General features: G+C 39.0%; 17 protein-coding genes. 3 read left to right on the forward strand and 14 right to left on the reverse strand.

Going from position 1 to position 17,535, the window contains the following annotated elements:
- Nucleotides 1-29: 29 nt before the first annotated feature.
- Nucleotides 30-1,712: a methyl-accepting chemotaxis protein gene (locus JV16_RS10500; protein ID WP_042535735.1), complete on the reverse strand. Its 1,683-nt coding sequence runs from the start codon at nucleotides 1,710-1,712 to the stop codon at nucleotides 30-32.
- A gap of 167 nt (nucleotides 1,713-1,879) precedes the next feature.
- Between JV16_RS10500 and JV16_RS10505 the strand changes: the two genes are divergently transcribed.
- Nucleotides 1,880-3,223, forward strand: a complete 1,344-nt coding sequence (locus JV16_RS10505; RefSeq protein WP_042535737.1) for a TrkH family potassium uptake protein — start codon at nucleotides 1,880-1,882, stop codon at nucleotides 3,221-3,223.
- 12 nt (nucleotides 3,224-3,235) lie between these two features.
- Here JV16_RS10505 and JV16_RS10510 read toward each other — a convergent pair whose 3' ends face one another.
- The 8 genes from JV16_RS10510 to JV16_RS10545 all read right to left on the reverse strand — a co-directional run bounded on the left by JV16_RS10510 (nucleotide 3,236) and on the right by JV16_RS10545 (nucleotide 10,952).
- On the reverse strand, nucleotides 3,236-4,426 hold the full coding sequence (locus JV16_RS10510; RefSeq protein WP_021094140.1) for an MFS transporter: 1,191 nt from the start codon (nucleotides 4,424-4,426) through the stop codon (nucleotides 3,236-3,238).
- Nucleotides 4,427-4,528: 102 nt separating this feature from the next.
- Entirely contained in the window at nucleotides 4,529-4,825 is a 297-nt protein-coding gene (locus JV16_RS10515; RefSeq protein ID WP_021094141.1) for a rhodanese-like domain-containing protein, read from the reverse strand.
- An 11-nt stretch (nucleotides 4,826-4,836) separates the two neighbouring features.
- Complete coding sequence (cdr, locus tag JV16_RS10520) at nucleotides 4,837-6,477, reverse strand: CoA-disulfide reductase (RefSeq protein ID WP_042535740.1); 1,641 nt, start codon at nucleotides 6,475-6,477, stop codon at nucleotides 4,837-4,839.
- Between the two features lie 72 nt (nucleotides 6,478-6,549).
- Nucleotides 6,550-6,903 (reverse strand): rhodanese-like domain-containing protein, encoded by a 354-nt coding sequence (locus tag JV16_RS10525; protein WP_021094143.1) that lies wholly within the window; start codon nucleotides 6,901-6,903, stop codon nucleotides 6,550-6,552.
- A gap of 66 nt (nucleotides 6,904-6,969) precedes the next feature.
- A complete protein-coding gene (locus JV16_RS10530; RefSeq protein WP_042535741.1) occupies nucleotides 6,970-8,121 on the reverse strand; it encodes a toxic anion resistance protein in 1,152 nt (383 codons plus the stop codon).
- Nucleotides 8,105-8,764, reverse strand: a complete 660-nt coding sequence (locus JV16_RS10535) for a 5-bromo-4-chloroindolyl phosphate hydrolysis family protein (RefSeq protein WP_021094145.1) — start codon at nucleotides 8,762-8,764, stop codon at nucleotides 8,105-8,107. The genes JV16_RS10530 and JV16_RS10535 overlap by 17 nt, the downstream gene beginning before the upstream one ends.
- A gap of 138 nt (nucleotides 8,765-8,902) precedes the next feature.
- Nucleotides 8,903-9,529 carry a PEGA domain-containing protein gene (locus JV16_RS10540; RefSeq protein WP_042535744.1) on the reverse strand — a complete coding sequence of 209 codons (627 nt, stop codon included), beginning with the start codon at nucleotides 9,527-9,529 and terminating at the stop codon, nucleotides 8,903-8,905.
- A gap of 181 nt (nucleotides 9,530-9,710) precedes the next feature.
- Nucleotides 9,711-10,952 (reverse strand): MDR family MFS transporter, encoded by a 1,242-nt coding sequence (locus JV16_RS10545; RefSeq protein ID WP_042535746.1) that lies wholly within the window; start codon nucleotides 10,950-10,952, stop codon nucleotides 9,711-9,713.
- Nucleotides 10,953-11,077: 125 nt separating this feature from the next.
- Between JV16_RS10545 and JV16_RS16110 the strand changes: the two genes are divergently transcribed.
- The gene (locus JV16_RS16110; RefSeq protein ID WP_021094148.1) at nucleotides 11,078-11,206 is read left to right on the forward strand and encodes a hypothetical protein; all 129 of its coding nucleotides are present in this window, start codon (nucleotides 11,078-11,080) and stop codon (nucleotides 11,204-11,206) included.
- Between the two features lie 8 nt (nucleotides 11,207-11,214).
- Here the strand turns inward: JV16_RS16110 and JV16_RS10550 are convergent, their stop codons facing one another.
- The 4 genes from JV16_RS10550 to JV16_RS10565 are packed head-to-tail and all read right to left on the reverse strand — an operon-like array spanning nucleotide 11,215 to nucleotide 14,634.
- Nucleotides 11,215-12,084, reverse strand: a complete 870-nt coding sequence (locus tag JV16_RS10550; RefSeq protein WP_042535748.1) for a metal ABC transporter permease — start codon at nucleotides 12,082-12,084, stop codon at nucleotides 11,215-11,217.
- Nucleotides 12,081-12,980 (reverse strand): metal ABC transporter permease, encoded by a 900-nt coding sequence (locus JV16_RS10555; RefSeq protein WP_042535750.1) that lies wholly within the window; start codon nucleotides 12,978-12,980, stop codon nucleotides 12,081-12,083. Before JV16_RS10555 ends, JV16_RS10550 begins: the two co-directional genes overlap by 4 nt.
- A 5-nt stretch (nucleotides 12,981-12,985) precedes the next feature.
- Nucleotides 12,986-13,726: a metal ABC transporter ATP-binding protein gene (locus tag JV16_RS10560; RefSeq protein ID WP_042535752.1), complete on the reverse strand. Its 741-nt coding sequence runs from the start codon at nucleotides 13,724-13,726 to the stop codon at nucleotides 12,986-12,988.
- A 2-nt stretch (nucleotides 13,727-13,728) separates the two neighbouring features.
- The gene (locus tag JV16_RS10565) at nucleotides 13,729-14,634 is read right to left on the reverse strand and encodes a metal ABC transporter solute-binding protein, Zn/Mn family (RefSeq protein ID WP_042535754.1); all 906 of its coding nucleotides are present in this window, start codon (nucleotides 14,632-14,634) and stop codon (nucleotides 13,729-13,731) included.
- A 300-nt stretch (nucleotides 14,635-14,934) separates the two neighbouring features.
- On the opposite strand from JV16_RS10565, the gene JV16_RS10570 reads away from it, so the two are divergent.
- Complete coding sequence (locus JV16_RS10570) at nucleotides 14,935-16,245, forward strand: APC family permease (protein WP_042535755.1); 1,311 nt, start codon at nucleotides 14,935-14,937, stop codon at nucleotides 16,243-16,245.
- A gap of 16 nt (nucleotides 16,246-16,261) precedes the next feature.
- Here the strand turns inward: JV16_RS10570 and JV16_RS10575 are convergent, their stop codons facing one another.
- Complete coding sequence (locus JV16_RS10575; protein WP_042535757.1) at nucleotides 16,262-17,230, reverse strand: YbgA family protein; 969 nt, start codon at nucleotides 17,228-17,230, stop codon at nucleotides 16,262-16,264.
- Nucleotides 17,231-17,535 lie beyond the last annotated feature (305 nt).

The raw sequence follows: 17,535 nt of genomic DNA on the forward strand, positions 1-17,535 counted from the left end.
TTTTTTAAAGCGACAGATTTTCTGTCGCTTTACACGGTAAATCGATTGGTCGTTTCTTTCATCTTTTCTGCAATGTCATACAACCGTTGAGCCGTTGCGGCTACTTCTTGGGCTGATGCGGTTAATTCCTCTGATGAGGCAGTTACTTCTTCTGTCGCTGCTGAGTTTTCTTCAGCCACTGCACTAATTTGTTCAATACGAGCAATCACTTTATCTTTTTCTTTCACGATTTCATCCATCGCTTGTTCAGTCGAAACAAGTAAAGGTGCGATATGACTAATGGATGTTAAAATATCAGCAAACGAACGGACCGTTTTTTCGACGGCATTTGCTTGATCTTTAATAAAGTGTTCCACTTCTTCCGATGTATGAATGACGTCTTCCGTATTTTTACTAATGGATGTAATGAGATGAACAATGTCCTCTGTAAATGATTTAGACTGTTCAGCTAATTTGCGCACCTCATCAGCAACAACAGCAAACCCTTTTCCAGCCTCCCCAGCGCGTGCCGCTTCAATGGCAGCGTTTAAGGCTAACAAGTTTGTCTGATCTGAAATTGTTGAAATCATTTCCGTAATCCCACTAATTTTTTGTACAGATGTCGTTAATGTCCGAACATGGTTTGTCACCGTTTCAAACGCTCGTTTAATTTGTTCGATCGAAGCAATTAATACATCCATTTCTTTTTTACCAATATCTGCCCGTTCAGACGTGCGAACCGCCTCTTGTTTGACATTTTCAAGTTCTACATATACACGTTCGACTTTCTCTGTTAAATAAGAAAGCGAATGGGTCATGTCGGCTAAATCGTTCGCTTGCGCGGCCGCTCCTTGCGATACTTGTTCCATCGTTGCGGCCACTTCTTCAGTAGATGCAGACATTTGTTGTGAAGTAGCTGAGAGTGCGCTTGATTGTTGATCGATGGCATCCGCTTGCGTCTGAATGTGAATAGCTATATGTCGCAGCGCTTGTTTTGTCTCCGCGAGTGCGCGCGCCATTTCGCCAAATTCGTCTTTGGACTCGAGAAGTTTTTCAGGTACCTGTTTGCTAAAGTCGCCGCTAGCCATTTGTTCGAGATGTTGTTTGGCGATATGTAACGGTTTCATAATTCGAATAGAAATAAAGAAATGATATGCGATGACTCCAACAATAACAAACAATGCAGAAATAGCAATCACTTTTATAATAACGTTATTAATCTCTTGATTGACGATTTGTTTTGGCATACCGACAAAAAACATACCGATGACTTCATTACGGTCGTTTGTAATTGGTAAATAACTCGTTACATACGGTTCCCCAAGTACGTTCGCTTCACCGATGTAACGCTTTCCACCATGAATGACTTCCCGTACAACTTTCGGATCTGCTTTCGTTCCTATTTGTCTTTCGCCATCTTTCATAATTGTGGTGGTAACACGTTCATCGTTAAGAAAAATGGTACTGTCTGCCCCAACAACTTCTTTTACATAATCAACGACCTTCTCGTTGTTGTTAATTTCTACTTCTCCTTTGTAAAGTTTGCCGTCTTTCATTTGCCACTCCCCAGCAAACTTCGCATCAATCAATTGCAAAGCAAGCTGTGCATTTGTCGTTATCACTTTATTTGCGATTAATGATTGAAATTGAACATAAATCATACCGTTAATAAGCCCCACTAATAAAAAAACGGTCAGAATATATACAGCTACAATTTTTCCACGCGTCTTCATAATTGTCCCCTCCACTTTTGCGAATCAATGAGCAACACTATTTTATCAAATGTAACAAAATTTATAAATACAAATATTGCCTCATGAAAAAACAGACTTGCATTCCTTTTTGTCATTTGCCAAAATCAAAATATGTGTAAAACGAAAACATGTGAGGGAGTAAAGCTGTGAAATCTCGAAAATTATCGCGCCTATCTACCGTTCAGCTTATCGTCTTATTTTACTTTGTAGCTGTTTGCATATCGACATTTTTACTATGGCTTCCTATTTTTCATCAGCCTGGGGTAAAGATTAGCTTTGTTGATGCGTTATTTACCGCAGTCAGCGCCATTAGTGTAACAGGGCTCACCGTCGTATCCACAGCTCATACTTTTAATACGCCTGGTATATTTGTATTAGCTTTTATTCTTCAATTTGGCGGAATTGGCATTATGGCACTTGGAACATTTATTTGGCTGATGTTCGGGAAAAAAATTGGCTTTCGCGAACGACAACTGATTATGACAGATCAAAACCGTTCAACATTTGCTGGATTAGTAAAGCTAATGAAAGAAATTTTAACGCTCATTATTACTATTGAAATCATTGGTGCGTTGATTTTAGGTGCATATTTTCTCCGTTACTTTCCGTCATGGAAAGAAGCGTTTTTCCAAGGCTTCTTTGCATCGGTGAGCGCAACAACGAACGCTGGATTTGATATTACAGGACAGTCGCTTATTCCATTTGCTGACGATTATTTTGTCCAAACAATACATATGATTTTGCTCGTTTTAGGTGCAATTGGTTTTCCTGTACTTATTGAAGTGAAAGAATTTTTCTTCCATCGTCAAAAGCAACAATATCGTTTTTCGCTTTTCACAAAATTAACGACCGTCACATTTTTTCTTCTCGTTTTATTTGGGACATGGGCTATTTTATTCATCGAATGGAATCGTTTTTTTGCGAATAAAACATGGCATGAGTCGCTTTTTTATGCGTTGTTTCAATCGATTTCTTCTCGCAACGGTGGGCTAGCAACGATGGATGTCGCCGACTTTTCTGAACCTACACTACTTGTTTTAAGTGTCCTCATGTTTATCGGTGCCTCCCCAAGCAGTGTAGGGGGAGGGATTCGAACGACGACGTTTGCTATTGTGATGTTAACGATTTTCTTTTATGCGAAAGGAAAAAACTCGATTAAAGTGTTTCAACGAGAGATTCACCATGAAGATATATTAAAGTCGTTTATTGTGTTTGGAACAGCTCTTATTCTTTGCTTTTTAGCTGTTGTGTTTCTTTCTTTTTCAGAGCCTTTTACAATGATCGAAATCGTTTTTGAAGTATGCTCGGCCTTTGGAACGACCGGTTTATCTATGGGTATTACATCCCAACTAAGCACATTTGGAAAACTAGTGATTACGGCTTTAATGTTTATTGGACGAATTGGCATTTTATCGTTTTTGTTCCTTATTCGCGGCAACAATCAAAAAGAGACGTACCATTATCCAAAAGAGCGCATTATTATTGGTTAAAAGCGAAGGTATTTATGCTCCTTCGCTTTTTAACTCTTCTTTTTTACGAAACATCGTGTACATCATTAACAAAAGTGATAAAGATCCAAACAAAACGACCATATTCTCTAATCCAATTGTATCTAACAAAAATCCCGAAGCTAACAATACAATTTGGAACGTCACGCGATCAAACATATTTTTAAATGAAAAAAATCGACCGTGGTATCGCTTTGGAACATTTGTTTGAAAAATGGTCGCAATCATTGGAAAAAAACAACCGACGGATATGCCGAACAATCCAAATGAAGCGAGTGAAACCCATGTTATATGAGCAAAATGTAGAGATAGTTGCGCAGAAGCAATGAAACATGTTAATGCGTACATCCATTTTATATACGTTTTTTCATGAGCAGCATATTTAATGAAAAATGCCCCGAACAAAAATCCGATTCCTTCAATGGTGTATAGCCATCCTTTAATTGACGGGTCATGTTGCAATTCACTAATATTGATGACCATTAAATTAAACCCGCCAATAAATAGCTGCGGCACAATCGTTAAAACAACCGCCACATAAACGATAGGGAGTTCACGAATGATTGGAAATATGTCTGTAAATCGCTCTTTTTCTTTTGTATTGTGTTTTGTTTCACGCCTTTCTTCTTTTATATCAATAAAAAACGTAAGCGAAAATAGTAAAATATATGCAATCATCGCCCCAATATATAACGTTTGTAAACTCGTAATCATCAGTAGCGCACCACCGAAGGCAGTACCAGCAATACGTGATAATGCAGAAATGTTCATATGCATTCCATTGACGGTCATCAATTGCTTCTCATCCGTTACAGCAAGTGGAATAATGGCTTGCAGCGTTGGAAAATAAAAAGCTGCCGCCATTTGAATCGAGATCATAAAACAAATCATAAGAAAAATAGATTCATATTTTAAAGCGAACAACATAAAAAGGACGCTCCCTACACGACCGATTCCAGCGTATAGAAGAATATGTTTTTTGTTATATGTATCAATCCATTTCCCTGCTATTGGACTAACAATTACACCAGCAAGCAAACCAGAAAATAAAATAAGCGACTTTACAAAGTCAGAAGGAATATGTTTCTGCATAAATTCTAAATTCCCAATGATTCCAAGCCATAAGCCAATTCCCGCAATAAACTCCCCTATGAAAATAAGCATAATATTTTTATTTTTCCACATACGTATTCCCCTTCATTTATATCTTACTTCCAATACATGTCTTTCATTTTACAATAAAACGATTAAAAATGCATAAAAAATAAGACTGGCACATCGCCAGTCTTACTCCACTTCTCCTTCCCAACTCATCATGCCACCGACCATGTTTTTTACATGGAAGCCGCGTTCCGCTAGCCATTCGCACGCTAATGCACTTCGGCCACCGGAATGGCAAACGACGATGTACGTTTTATCCGGATCAAGTTCGTTTAAGCGAGCAAACAGCTGGCCGAGCGGAATATGGCGTGCGTTTGGAATTTTTCCTGCCGCTACTTCGTGTGCTTCACGAACGTCTAGCACTTCAACATTTGTTTCATGGCGCAATACGTCCGCTTGTGTTGGTAAAATATTCTCAAACATGTCAATCCCCCTTATTTTACACTTGAATACAGTTTATAACCGCCGTCTAAATTTTTTGCTTGAAAACCATGTTCTTGTAAAATGCGCGTGGCTAAATATCCACGTAGACCGACTTGACATGTGACATAAATCGTTTGATCTTTCGGCAATTCATGAAGACGGTCACGCAAATCATCAAGTGGAATGTTGATGCTTCCTGGAATCATCCCTCTTGTCTCTAATTCTTTCGGTGTGCGAACGTCAATGAGCACCCCGCCGTTAGCGACAATGTCATCAATTTCATGCCATTGTACCGTTTCAACCATACCATCTAGCACGTTTGACGCTACATATCCAGCCATATTGACTGGATCTTTCGCTGATGAAAATGGAGGCGCATAGGCTAACTCTAAATCAGGCAAATCGTATACAGTTAATCCACCTTTTATCGCCGTTGCAATGACATCAATGCGCTTGTCGACTCCATCTTGTCCAACCGCTTGTGCTCCATAAATTCGACCTTGACGATCGAAAATTAACTTTAATGTCATTTGCGTTGCACCTGGATAATAGCTTGCATGGCTCATTGGATGAACGTGAACGACTTCATAATCAACACCGTGATGTTTTAGTATTTTTTCGTTCAATCCTGTTGCTGCTACTGTCATATGAAAAATTTTAGCGATCGACGTACCGAGCGTTCCGCTGTACTTTACATCGCGGCCGTTAATGTAGTCAGCGACTAGTCGACCTTGACGGTTTGCTGGCCAAGCAAGCGGAATGAACGTTTCAAATCCGTGAATAAAGCTTTTTACTTCAATCGCATCACCGATTGCAAAAATATTTGGATCAGACGTTTGTAAATGTTCATTTACTTTAATGGCACCACGAAAACCAAGTTCCAATCCTGCTTCTTTCGCTAACTGGCTTTCCGGCTGAACACCAATGGCTAAAATGATCATATCTGTTTCAATCGTGCGACCACTTTTTAATACGACGCGTCGACCTTCGTCTTCAAACGATTGCACACCGTCTTCTAAAATTAAATCGACACCGTGTTCTTTCATATGTGTGTGCACAATTGCTGCCATCTCGTAATCAATCGGTGCCATCACTTGATTCGCCATTTCTACAAGCGTCACATGTACCCCGCGCTCTGTCAAGTTTTCAGCCATTTCTACACCAATAAATCCCCCACCGATGACGACGGCACGTTTCGGTTTTTCGTTATCAACAAACGAACGAATACGATCTGTATCCGGTACATTACGCAACGTAAAAAGCGCTTTTGCCTCATCAATCCCCGGAATTGGCGGTACGATCGGCTTAGCACCTGGCGACAAAATAAGAACATCATACGGTTGTTCATACTGTTCATTTGTTCGTAAATTTGTTACAGTGACCGTTTTTCGTTCACGGTTAATGCTTGTGACTTCGCTTAAATTGCGCACATCAATGCGAAATCGTTTGGACATGCCATCAACCGTCTGTACAAGTAGCTTGCTTCGCTCTTGAATCACATCCCCAATGTAGTACGGAAGCCCACAGTTTGCAAATGAAATATATTCACCTCGTTCAAACATAATAATTTCATCTTTTTCGCTTAACCGACGCAAACGTGCCGCAGCAGAAGCCCCTCCAGCTACACCGCCAACAATAACAATTTTTCTCATCATCTATCCCCTCCATATACAAGTACGTGTAACCGTATTATACCAAACAATCATTTCATAAAGTTTGAACAGTTAGTGACACTTTACCATCTTTAACGCATTTGCATGCTCATGTTCCTTTATATAGTATCCTTGTACAGAAAAATGATAACGTCTAAGCAATCGAATGGCGACATTTTTCTCTAAATGGCTTTTTGCAATGACGATCACTTGACGGTTTGGAATGGCTTGATAATGACGTTTTAAGTACGCAACCGGAATCCGAAGCGCTCCATTCATCTCGTCTTTCTCATTGTAGTCACGCACATCAAGCAACGTCACATGTTCATATGATGATAAAGATGTCAACTCTTTGACACCACGAACAGGTACATAACGATAATACAAGGCATATAGTACGAACAAAGCAATGACTGTATAAATCATATTGTCTTACCTCCCTTACACATCATACCCTAATAGGTATATAAAATCAATAAAAAAGAGCTGATTTTATTCAGCCCTTTTTAACGTAAGTAGTCGTTGTTTTAATTGTTCTTCCATTTCGATCAGCTCTTGCTCTACTCGCTGACGCTTCATGCGACCTTCTTGTTGAATTTTTAACGTTTCTTCCAATGTTTCTAACAAATTTTCTTGCGTCTTCTTTAACGTTTCGATGCTGACAAGCCCTTCTTCATTTTCTTTTGCCGCTTCAATTGTATTTATTTTTAACATCTCTGAGTTGCGCAACAACAGCTCATTCGTCGTTTTTGTTACCGCTTTTTGCGCTTCTACCGCTTTCTTCTGTCGAAGGAGCGTTAGTGCGATGACAAGTTGATTTTTCCAAAGCGGAATGGCTGTCAAAATGGACGATTGAATGCGCTCGACTAACGTTTGATTGACATGTTGAATGAGCCGAATTTGTGGTGCCGTTTGAATCGTAATTTGCCGACTTAATTTTAAATCATGAATGCGTTTTTCAAGTCGGTCAGCAAATTGAATCATATCATTTACTTCTTGCACATCCATTTGATTTTGTGACTGTAACGCTTTTTTCTCTAGCTCTGGAATCGTTTTTGTTCGCAGTTGTTCGAGCTTCAACTCAGCTGCAGCGATGTAAATGTTTAAGGCATCAAAGTATTCTTTATTTTTTTCATACAATGTTTCTAACATCATGATGTCACGAAATAACATTTGGCGATGTTTTTCAAGTTGATCAGCAATCCGATCAATGTCGACACCTAATTTTTGATATTTAGATAAAATATGTTGCACAGACTGTGTGACAGATTGAAACATGCGCGCGAAAAAGCTTTTTTTGTTCATTGCAAAATCTTCAACGTTTACTTCTTTCATTTTTGTCATTAGCTCTTGAATCACTTCTCCAACAGGTCCGGCATCTTTTTTCTGCACATGGTTTAAAATCGAATGTGAAAAGCGTGACAACTCCGCTTGTGCTGCTACTCCATATTGTAAAATAGCTTGATGATTGCGCGGATCAATTTGTTCTGCAAGTGCGAACGCTTTTTGGCGATGTTCTTCTTTTAATTGGTCAATGAAACGCGAAGATGATGGCTTGTCCCTTACTTCTGTCACTTCGCCAAATGGATTGGCAAGCAACGAATCGATCGAACTTGTCCAAAGCATTTCATCGTTTTTGCTCATGCTTTTTCTCCTCCGTTATTGTTACTGTATGTTTTATTGGTAAAGAAATGGGATCCTCTGATGCAATCGTATGTTTCACAAGTTTTACTTCCGTCTTTAAATCAAACAAATCTTCTTCAAGCATGTCCAACAGTTCGTTTTCTGCTTTCGTTAGCGCAAGACTAAGCGCTTCCTCTGCTTCATGAATCGCCTGACGAATCTCCTCACTTTTTACTGGTTGTTTCGTTAAATAAATGTATTTATCAATAATTGTAACAATAGAGTCTAACGTTGTGTTAAAAAACGGTTGTGCGACAGCAAGACGATCCGGTTGTTTTTCGACAATTTCAATTATTTTTTGACAGATGGAGTACAAACGGGAAAGTTTAGAAAACATCGCAACTGAACGAATTCTCCACAAACTTTGTCCTATTTTCCGAACCTTTTTTTTCGCATCTTTCAATCGCTCGTCCTTAAAATCGTATAATTGATCTTTCTTTTCTTTTTTCTTCATATAAAGTGAATACATCACCCCTATGCTTATACCAATCAAAAATGAAATAAAAAACGGCAAACGAAATGCAAGCAACGAAATGAGGGCACTAAATAATCCAACGTTCCATGACACAAACCATCGCCATATCGTTCGAATGAATCGTTTCATCGTTTTCCTCCAATCGTCTATGATCCTTTATTTTACTATGATTTTTTACTAAATGGAAACGCTGACTGTATTACGTACGAGCGAAAAAATATGTTTCAATTGTTCATAAAAAAAGACGCAACGTATCGCTGCATCCTTTTAATTGAAATCAAGGCGGATCATTCGAATGCGTTCACCGCCGAAAAGCGATATTGTTTCCGTTCGTTCGTGTTCATCAGTAACGATCTTCACTTCGTATAAGCCTGGAACATATGTCCCGACTTTCGTTAACGGCACATTCGTTTCTCCAACATAATCGTTGTTAATAAAAATACGCGCCCCTTTCTCATTCGTTTGTACATAGACGTGATATAACGCGGGCTCAAATTTGTATGTTCCTTGCGACAATTTCATTAAAAAAATCGGCGGAGTTGACGTTAATCCTTTTATGTAAACTCGATCATCTTTTTGCCGCTCTAACTCTTTCCTTATTCGGTCATAGCCTTCTGGGTGTTGGCGCAAATACGCAAAAAGCGGTGAGAGCGACTTATGATTTAATGGTACATCAATAAATTGACGCAACGTATGTACATCTTCTTGACGCAATGCGATGATGAATTGCTCGATTACTTTTTGCTCATTCGTCTCTCGTTTCACCATTCCCCATGCCCCGACGACACACGCGCTTACAACGAATAATAAACATGCAAAAACAAATGGTCGTTTTCGTTTTCGTCGTTCGCTTCGTGTCATCTCTTCTTTTTGTAATCCCCCTTGTTCATTCACACGTATTTCCCCTCTTTTTCTCATATTTACATCATTATATGTATGAGAAGAAAAGGGAAAATATGAGAAAAAGAAGGGGCTACACACCATATATGTACATCACGGTGTGCGCCTTGTCAACGACAACGTCACAGCTTCCCAATACGCCCATTTTTTCTTTTTTGCAAACCATCCAGAATAATCATGCTTGTTTTTCCTCCATCGCTCGAAACATGATCGCATACAGCCATGCACTACATACAGCAAGTAACATTAAGATAAAAAACGTCCAATGATACGCAAACGGCAACGTCAAAGCGAGCGGTGCCATCATGCGCCCAAGCGTAAAACGTAAGCTCGCTGCAGCAAAATATTGTCCGCGCATATGTTCAGGTGCTAATTTAGCAACAAACGTTTGTTGTAAGCCGACTGTCATCAGTTCTGCGAGCGTAAATAAAGCAATTAAAAAGATCATCATCCATAGCGATGTTGTTTGGCCAAAAAGAAAAATGGCGATTCCGTAAAAGAGTGAAGAAAAGACAAACACCCATTTTTCTTTATAGTTTTCCATCCACTTCGTCACAGCTACCGTAAATAAAGCGACAAGCAATCCATTTTCAGCAATAAGAACACTAAACGCTTTCTCTCCGCTCAACGAAAAGGACCATTGTCCGATGGAAAATAACGTTTGCTGTGACACAACGTCTTTCACATATACAGGAATTAAAATATCAAGTTGCATAAACGTTTGTGCTACGAGAATACCGGCAACAATAAACAAAAGAAATGTACGGTCTTTTGCAATGAGACGGTAATTGTTTAATTGCTCCACAAAAAACATATACCACGTTCCTGTTGTTTTTCCCCATATCGGTGCGGTTTCCTCTAAATAAATAGAAAGAACAATAGCGACGATAGCACAAAACGTTCCCGCGATTAAAAATAGGAAAAAACGATGCTCAGGATAAAATATGCCACCAAGCAATGGACCGATCACAACCATTACGTTATTGACCGTATAAAATACAGCAAATACACTACTTTGGTCTTTTTCCGAAACAACATCAGCCACCATCGCTTGGCTAGCAGGCCAATAAAGTGAACCGCATACCCCTACGAGAGCAAAACAAATAAAACCCATCAATGGTGATGAAAATAGCGGAGAATTGACCAATGCAAATAACAAAAAAGCAAGCGCTTGTCCACAAGCAGCAAACACCATCATTTTTTTTCTTCCGAATCGATCAGCCAAATACCCGCCAAGCAAATTAGCAATCACGGAAAATAATTGCGAAATAACAAGTAATATACCTGTTTTTTCTTTACCAAACATCTCTGAAAAATAAATAGCGATAAAAGGAAATATCATCCAAAATGTAACCCCGACCAATGACTCTCCAATTAAACGAATGCGTAAATTCCGATCCCAATCTCGTATTCGCACCGTATCCCCCCTTTCAAACAACTATTTTTTTATTATACCATTTTCTTATAAACATTTTGCTTATAAAAAGAAGTTGACAAAATGACAGAAAAATAAGAAAATAAATTCAAAAGGAAGTGAGCACAGTGAAAATAGTGAAAAATATTATTGTCTCTTATGCGACGGTTGTGACAATTATTGCATTACTTCCTGCTTTTCTTATTACAAATGATGTGAGCATTGTGGATACGTTTCTTTCATCAATAAAAGATTAATCTCCTGCCTAGGCAGGAGATTTTTTTAACCACTTTCGTAATAGTCCGTATTTGGGCGCAATCCATAAAGAGATAAAAAAGATGACACCTGTTGATACAGCAATCGCTCCGGAAATAGATACATTGAATACCGTTGCAATCGTGTAACCGATCATTGACGCTAACACACCGATGAAAGCACTGCATATAAGCATCACACTTAGCCGATCCGTCCATAAGTATGCCGTGGCACTTGGTACAATAAGCATCGCTACTACTAAAATGGCACCAACACTATCAAATGATGCAACGGTCGTTAATGACAACATTCCCATCAATACATAATGAATCAATACAACCGGAATGCCGAGCGTGACTGCCATTTCATGATCAAATGAGCTAATTTTCAATTCTTTGTAAGCAAAAACGATGCAAAATATATTGATAGCTAAAACAAATCCAAGCAACCAAATCGCTTTCGGACCGATGCTTTTGCCCCCGACTTCAAGCACATCCCAAGGCACAAATGCAATCTCTCCCATTAATGCATGTTCAACATCTAAATGGACACGATCTGCAAAGAGAGAAATGAGGACAACACCGATAGCAAACAAACATGTAAACACAACTCCGATTGCAGCATCATTTTGAACCCCTTTTTGATGCAGCCATTGAACGAGAAATGTCGTGAGCAATCCAACAATTAATGCACCAACGAGCATAGACACACCTTGGAGATGATGACTGATCATATACGCTCCAACAATGCCGAGCAACACACTATGGCTAATGGCATCGGACAGCATTGACATTTTTCGCAACACTAGAAATGTACCGACTAACCCGCAGTTGATGCCGACAAGAGATGCAGTGAGTAAAATCCACATCGTATAACTCATAGTTGCTCTCCTCGCTTATACATGAGCTGTTGAGATTGCAATTTTTTTCTTTCTATATGGCGCCGAATCATTTTGCTACATAAACCACGTTTCGGAGCAAATAAAAATGAAAAAATAAACAGCATCGTCGCAAAAATAATAACAAGCGGACCAGTCGGTGCATAGGCGATTAAACTGATATATGCCCCGGCCACACCTGATAAAGCACCAAATCCTCCGGCTAATAATGTCATCCATTCAAGTTTTTCTGTCCAATATCTCGCAGCTAATGCAGGGGTAATAAGTAGTGCGGACATTAACACAACGCCTACTGCTTGTAAACCAATCACAACAACGGAAACGATTAAAAACATGAGCACACCGTTTAATAGCGATACGGATATACCAATTCCTTGCGCAAACGCTCGGTCAAATGTAATGATTTTAAACTCTTTAAAGAAAATGAGAATCATAATAATGACCGTTACAGCTGTTACAGTTAACACATTTACATCGCTTCCAGTCAATGACGCTGCCTTTCCAAACAAAAAGTCGTGAATTCCACTTTGATTTCCGCCTTCATGTTGATTAATCCATGTCAATAGCACAATGCCTAAACCAAAAAATACAGACAACACAATACCGATCGCGGCATCTTCTTTTACACGCGTATGTTTCACAATAAACTGAATGCATATCGTCGCAATATATCCCGAACAAGCAGCACCAATAAGAAAAAGAAGTAGCGATTTTTGTCCATATAAAAGAAACGCGATACAAATACCAGGAAGAGCAGCGTGCGCCATCGCATCTCCTATTAAACTTTGTTTTTTTAGCAAGGCAAACGTTCCGATCATCCCGCTTGCTAATCCAAGCAAAGCCATGCTTGTAAATACCCATTGAACATTAATATCCATCCTATTCACCCCACAATATGTGTGGAAGAAAGAAAAGTCACTTTTCCACCATACGTTTTTTGAATATGATCATACGTAAATACGCTTTCCGTCTCTCCAAATGCAATGACACGCTTATTTAGCAGCAAAACGTAATCAAAATAATCCCGTACCGTTTGCAAATCATGATGAACGACTAATACTGTTTTTCCACGCGTTTTTAATTCATTTAACAGCTGGACAATCGCTTTTTCTGTTGCTGCATCTACCCCAACAAACGGTTCATCCATGAAATAAATGGAAGCGTCTTGTGCTAGCGCTCGCGCCAAAAATACACGTTGTTGCTGCCCACCAGATAATTGGCTAATTTGCCGCTTTGCATACGGCAACATGCCGACTTTATCTAAACATTGCATAGCCATATCTACGTCTTCTTTTTTCGGTCGTTTCCATAATCCGATATGACCGTATCTCCCCATTAATACGACGTCAAGCGCATTCGTCGGAAAATCCCAATCGACCGAATTTCGTTGTGGAACATATCCAACAAGATGGCGTTGCTTTTCATATGGTTGACCGTATACAAAAACATGTCCGTGCATACGCGGAATAAAATTTAACATCGCTTTCATTAACGTTGATTTTCCCGCCCCGTTTGGGCCGATTACCCCAACTAACTTTCCTTTGGGAATAAAAAACGACACATCCTCTAATACAAGTTGCCGGTCATATGCAACTGTCATTTGTTCTACAACTAACGGATTCATCTTCATTCCCCTTTCAACGCTTGTGTAATCGTTTTGACGTTGTAACGATACATACCAATGAATGTCCCTTCTTCTGTCCCTTTTCGGCCGAGCGCATCTGAAAAGAGCTCCCCACCAATCGAGACATGATGTCCACGCTGTTTCGCTCCCTCGACAACTGCTTCGATCGCTTTTTTCGATACACTACTTTCCACAAACACCGCTTGAATATTTCGAGAAACGATGAGGTCAACGAGTTCTTGTATATCTTTCAATCCGTATTCTGCATCCGTGCTTAATCCTTGCAACCCAACTACCTCAATATCATACGCGCGCCCAAAATAATGAAAGGCATCGTGCGCTGTAATTAAAACGCGCTGCTGCTTTGGAATGGAACTAATTTCTCGTTTTGCTTCTTCTTTTAATTTCATCAGTTCGGATATATATTCTTCTCCTCGCTCTTCGTAAGTTTGCTTATATTTCGGATCGATCGCACTTAACTCATCTTTTACCGTTCGAACAGCATAACTCCATAAATCAAGATCAAACCATATATGCGGATCATATACTCCATCTACGTCAATTAATTTTTCTTTTGGAATTGCTTCACTGATTGGAACAACCTTTTTTGTTTTTGACATTTTAGAGAATATTTCCCCTAGTTTTCCTTCTAAATGAAGACCGTTATAAAAAATGACGTCTGCTTGACTTAGCTTTTGAATATCTCCTTGTGTCGCTTTATACAAATGCGGATCTACCCCTGGCCCCATCAATGCTTCTACATGAACATGCTCTCCTCCAACACGTTCAACTAGATCAGCAATTTGCCCTGTCGTAGCGACAATATAGATGACGTCTTTTTTATGTTCTTTCGTTTCACACCCAAACAACAATAATAAAGCAGTCCATACAACTATCCACTTTTTCATATGCATCCTCCTCGAAAGTTGTATAAAGGTATAAAAGTTTCCTTAATGCAAAATAAAGTCAAAAAAATTTGTTTGCCGCCCATCATATGCATAAGCAAAAAATGTTGTGACATGTGGAACAAGCAAACAATGATGATTAAGGTTAAAAAAGTTTCTTTAAACCAACTTTAATTTTATCTTATTCATTTCCTTCTATCGTGTCAATGTTTTAATTTTCAAAAAAACAATTTTTTCTTCATCTCATGCTATAATAGCGATTGTTCGACACAAAAAAACATTTGTCCTCGAGAGGTGAACAACATGATGAACACAGAATTAAAACGAAGCATCGGCTTTATTACAGCCACAGCCATCGTCATCGGCACAGTCATTGGTTCAGGCATTTTTATGAAACCAGCGATCGTCATCGACTCAACTGGAAATTCTACACTTGCTCTTCTCGCATGGATCATCGGCGGCATCATTACTTTAGCAAGTGGGTTAACGATTGCAGAAGTAAGTTCAAAAATTCCTGAAACAGGTGGATTGTATGTGTATATCGAAAAAGTGTATGGACGGTTTTGGGGATTTTTATGTGGATGGATGCAAACAATCATTTACGGTCCTGCCGTCATCGGTGCACTAGGGTTGTATTTTGGTGCATTGTTTGCAGGTGTTTTTGCTCTACCAAAAGAAAGTGAGCTTTGGATTGGAATCATTGCGGTCTTGTTTTTATCCGTTGTGAATATGCTTGGTTCGCAGTTTGGTGGAATGGTTCAAAGTGTGTTAACTGCGGCGAAACTATTGCCTATTTTTCTTATTATTATCTTTGGAGTAGTAAAGGGGAATGTACCTATTTTCAACATGGATAGTGGAAACAGCCAAACGATCAGTATGGGAGCTGCTGTTTTGGCAACATTGTGGGCGTATGACGGATGGATGAACGTTGGATTTGTTGCTGGTGAAATGAAAAATCCAGCAAAAACGTTACCAAAAGCGATTATCACGGGTATTCTTATCGTCATGTTTGCCTACGTGGCTGTGAATGTAGCATTGCTTCATGTGCTTCGTGCCGATGAAATTGTTGCACTTGGACCGAATGCAGCAAGCGAAGCTGCGACCATTTTATTTGGGGCATTCGGTGGGAAATTTATTGCTATTGGTATTTTAATTTCTATTTTCGGCTGTTTAAATGGAAAAATACTTACATTTCCACGTATGCCATTTGCTATGGCAACAGATGGTTTGTTTCCTTTTTCTAAATATTTGGCTCATATTCATCCAACATGGCGTACCCCTGTCTTTGCGACAATGATGCAAATTGCCATTGCCATTGTCATGATGTTGCTTGGAAATGCAGATCGCTTAACGGATATTGCTATTTTTAGCGTCTTTTTATTTTACGGCTTTGCCTTTTATGCGGTATTTTTATTACGAAAATCATCCTTATCTAGCGAACCATTATATCGGGTGCCACTTTATCCATTTACCCCAATCGTTGCGATTGTCGGCACAGCATATATTATTATGAGTACAGTACTTCATGTACCGTTAGATACGTTTTTATCGATTGTTGTGACGCTATCTGGTATCCCAGTGTATTATGCTATGACGAAAAAGCGACAAGGATAATCCTTTGTCGCTTTTTTCAATAGTCTCTCCCTTTTCCAGAGTCCGTCACATCAAGCAATGGTTCTGGATAAGGCTGAAAATATCGTTGTTTCAGTAAATATTTATTTTGATAACGAATCGCCCATGAACGAATGACTGTTGCCACACTACTTAGCGGTAACTTTTCTGCACGATATTTTTCAAGCAACTCATGGACATAACGTTTTTCATCACCGCTTAATTCATGTTTAAAATAACCGATCATATGTTCACAAACATTTATGTTTGAATTCCGGCGTGAGCGACGGGCAAACAGTTCATATAATGTTTGTTCATAATGTAAAAATACTTCTTCTATCGGTAAACGATCTCGATTCGCGACAATGTTGCCTAATTGTTTCAATTTTTGTTGGTGATAAGCCATAAATAAATATTTATGCTCCGCATGAAATTCAACGAGACGGTGGTGTGATTTTGACTCTTTGACCTCTCGAAACAAAGCAAGCGTAAATAACTTCGTCAAAAAATGTTCTCGAATAACAAAGTTCGTCAATCTACCTTCTTCTTCCACAGCTTTATGTGCAAACATTTGTAACACATGTTTCGCGAACATCCCGCTCCCCTTTCCTGATGCAGGTCCTTTTTGTTCGCTACGATATATTTTGACGTCTTTTATTCCACATGATGGCGACCGACTTTTTAAAATAAATCCGTCTACATTCGACAATTGCGTCAAAAATGAAACAGAAAACTCTTTCATTCGTTCGGTTATATCCATTCCGGTCGATGGTTGAACGAGCCGAACACGGTCCCCATCTTGAACGAGCCGAATCGTCTCGCGCGGCGTACCAAGCCCGATGCGCACTTCTGGACAAACAGGAATAAATTGCACAAATGGTGCGAGCTTATGTACCACTTCATCGTTTAGTTGATCACCGTTATACCGACAAGGGGAAAAACCGAGACATTCACTAACAACGACGGCTGGTTTTGCATAATGCCACATCTGTTATTCCTCCTTTGCTTGTTTTTGCTTATCATATCGCACAAACAAAAAAAATACACGCATCGATGTGCTTATAAAAACAAAAAATTTCGAATTTGAACGTTTATACAAAAAAATGATTGATTATATGTCCATTTTGTTTTATTATGCTTTATGTTGCTTATTTTGCAATATTAAAATCGTTATTAATTCATAATTTTGCATGTATATAAGTGCACACTTTTATATTTATACAGCCATACAAAATAATTTATATTTCTGAATCATTTTGTTATATTGACTATTTTTATTTTTATATTACGATA

Origin of the sequence: Anoxybacillus ayderensis, from assembly GCF_000833605.1 — a bacterium.
Classification (GTDB): Bacteria; Bacillota; Bacilli; order Bacillales; family Anoxybacillaceae; genus Anoxybacillus; species Anoxybacillus ayderensis.

Bases quoted from the DNA above. Each gene is read 5' to 3' on its own strand.
- JV16_RS10500 (WP_042535735.1), bottom strand. From the start codon at position 1,712: ATGAAGACGCGTGGAAAAATTGTAGCTGTATATATTCTGACCGTTTTT.
- JV16_RS10510 (WP_021094140.1), bottom strand. From the start codon at position 4,426: ATGTGGAAAAATAAAAATATTATGCTTATTTTCATAGGGGAGTTTATT.
- JV16_RS10515 (WP_021094141.1), bottom strand. From the start codon at position 4,825: ATGTTTGAGAATATTTTACCAACACAAGCGGACGTATTGCGCCATGAA.
- cdr (WP_042535740.1), bottom strand. From the start codon at position 6,477: ATGAGAAAAATTGTTATTGTTGGCGGTGTAGCTGGAGGGGCTTCTGCT.
- JV16_RS10525 (WP_021094143.1), bottom strand. From the start codon at position 6,903: ATGATTTATACAGTCATTGCTTTGTTCGTACTATATGCCTTGTATTAT.
- JV16_RS10530 (WP_042535741.1), bottom strand. From the start codon at position 8,121: ATGAGCAAAAACGATGAAATGCTTTGGACAAGTTCGATCGATTCGTTG.
- JV16_RS10535 (WP_021094145.1), bottom strand. From the start codon at position 8,764: ATGAAACGATTCATTCGAACGATATGGCGATGGTTTGTGTCATGGAAC.
- JV16_RS10550 (WP_042535748.1), bottom strand. From the start codon at position 12,084: ATGAGTTATACGATGTGGATTTTACTCACTGCATCTCTTGTCGGCATC.
- JV16_RS10555 (WP_042535750.1), bottom strand. From the start codon at position 12,980: ATGGATATTAATGTTCAATGGGTATTTACAAGCATGGCTTTGCTTGGA.
- JV16_RS10560 (WP_042535752.1), bottom strand. From the start codon at position 13,726: ATGAATCCGTTAGTTGTAGAACAAATGACAGTTGCATATGACCGGCAA.
- JV16_RS10565 (WP_042535754.1), bottom strand. From the start codon at position 14,634: ATGAAAAAGTGGATAGTTGTATGGACTGCTTTATTATTGTTGTTTGGG.
- JV16_RS10570 (WP_042535755.1), top strand. From the start codon at position 14,935: ATGATGAACACAGAATTAAAACGAAGCATCGGCTTTATTACAGCCACA.
- JV16_RS10575 (WP_042535757.1), bottom strand. From the start codon at position 17,230: ATGTGGCATTATGCAAAACCAGCCGTCGTTGTTAGTGAATGTCTCGGT.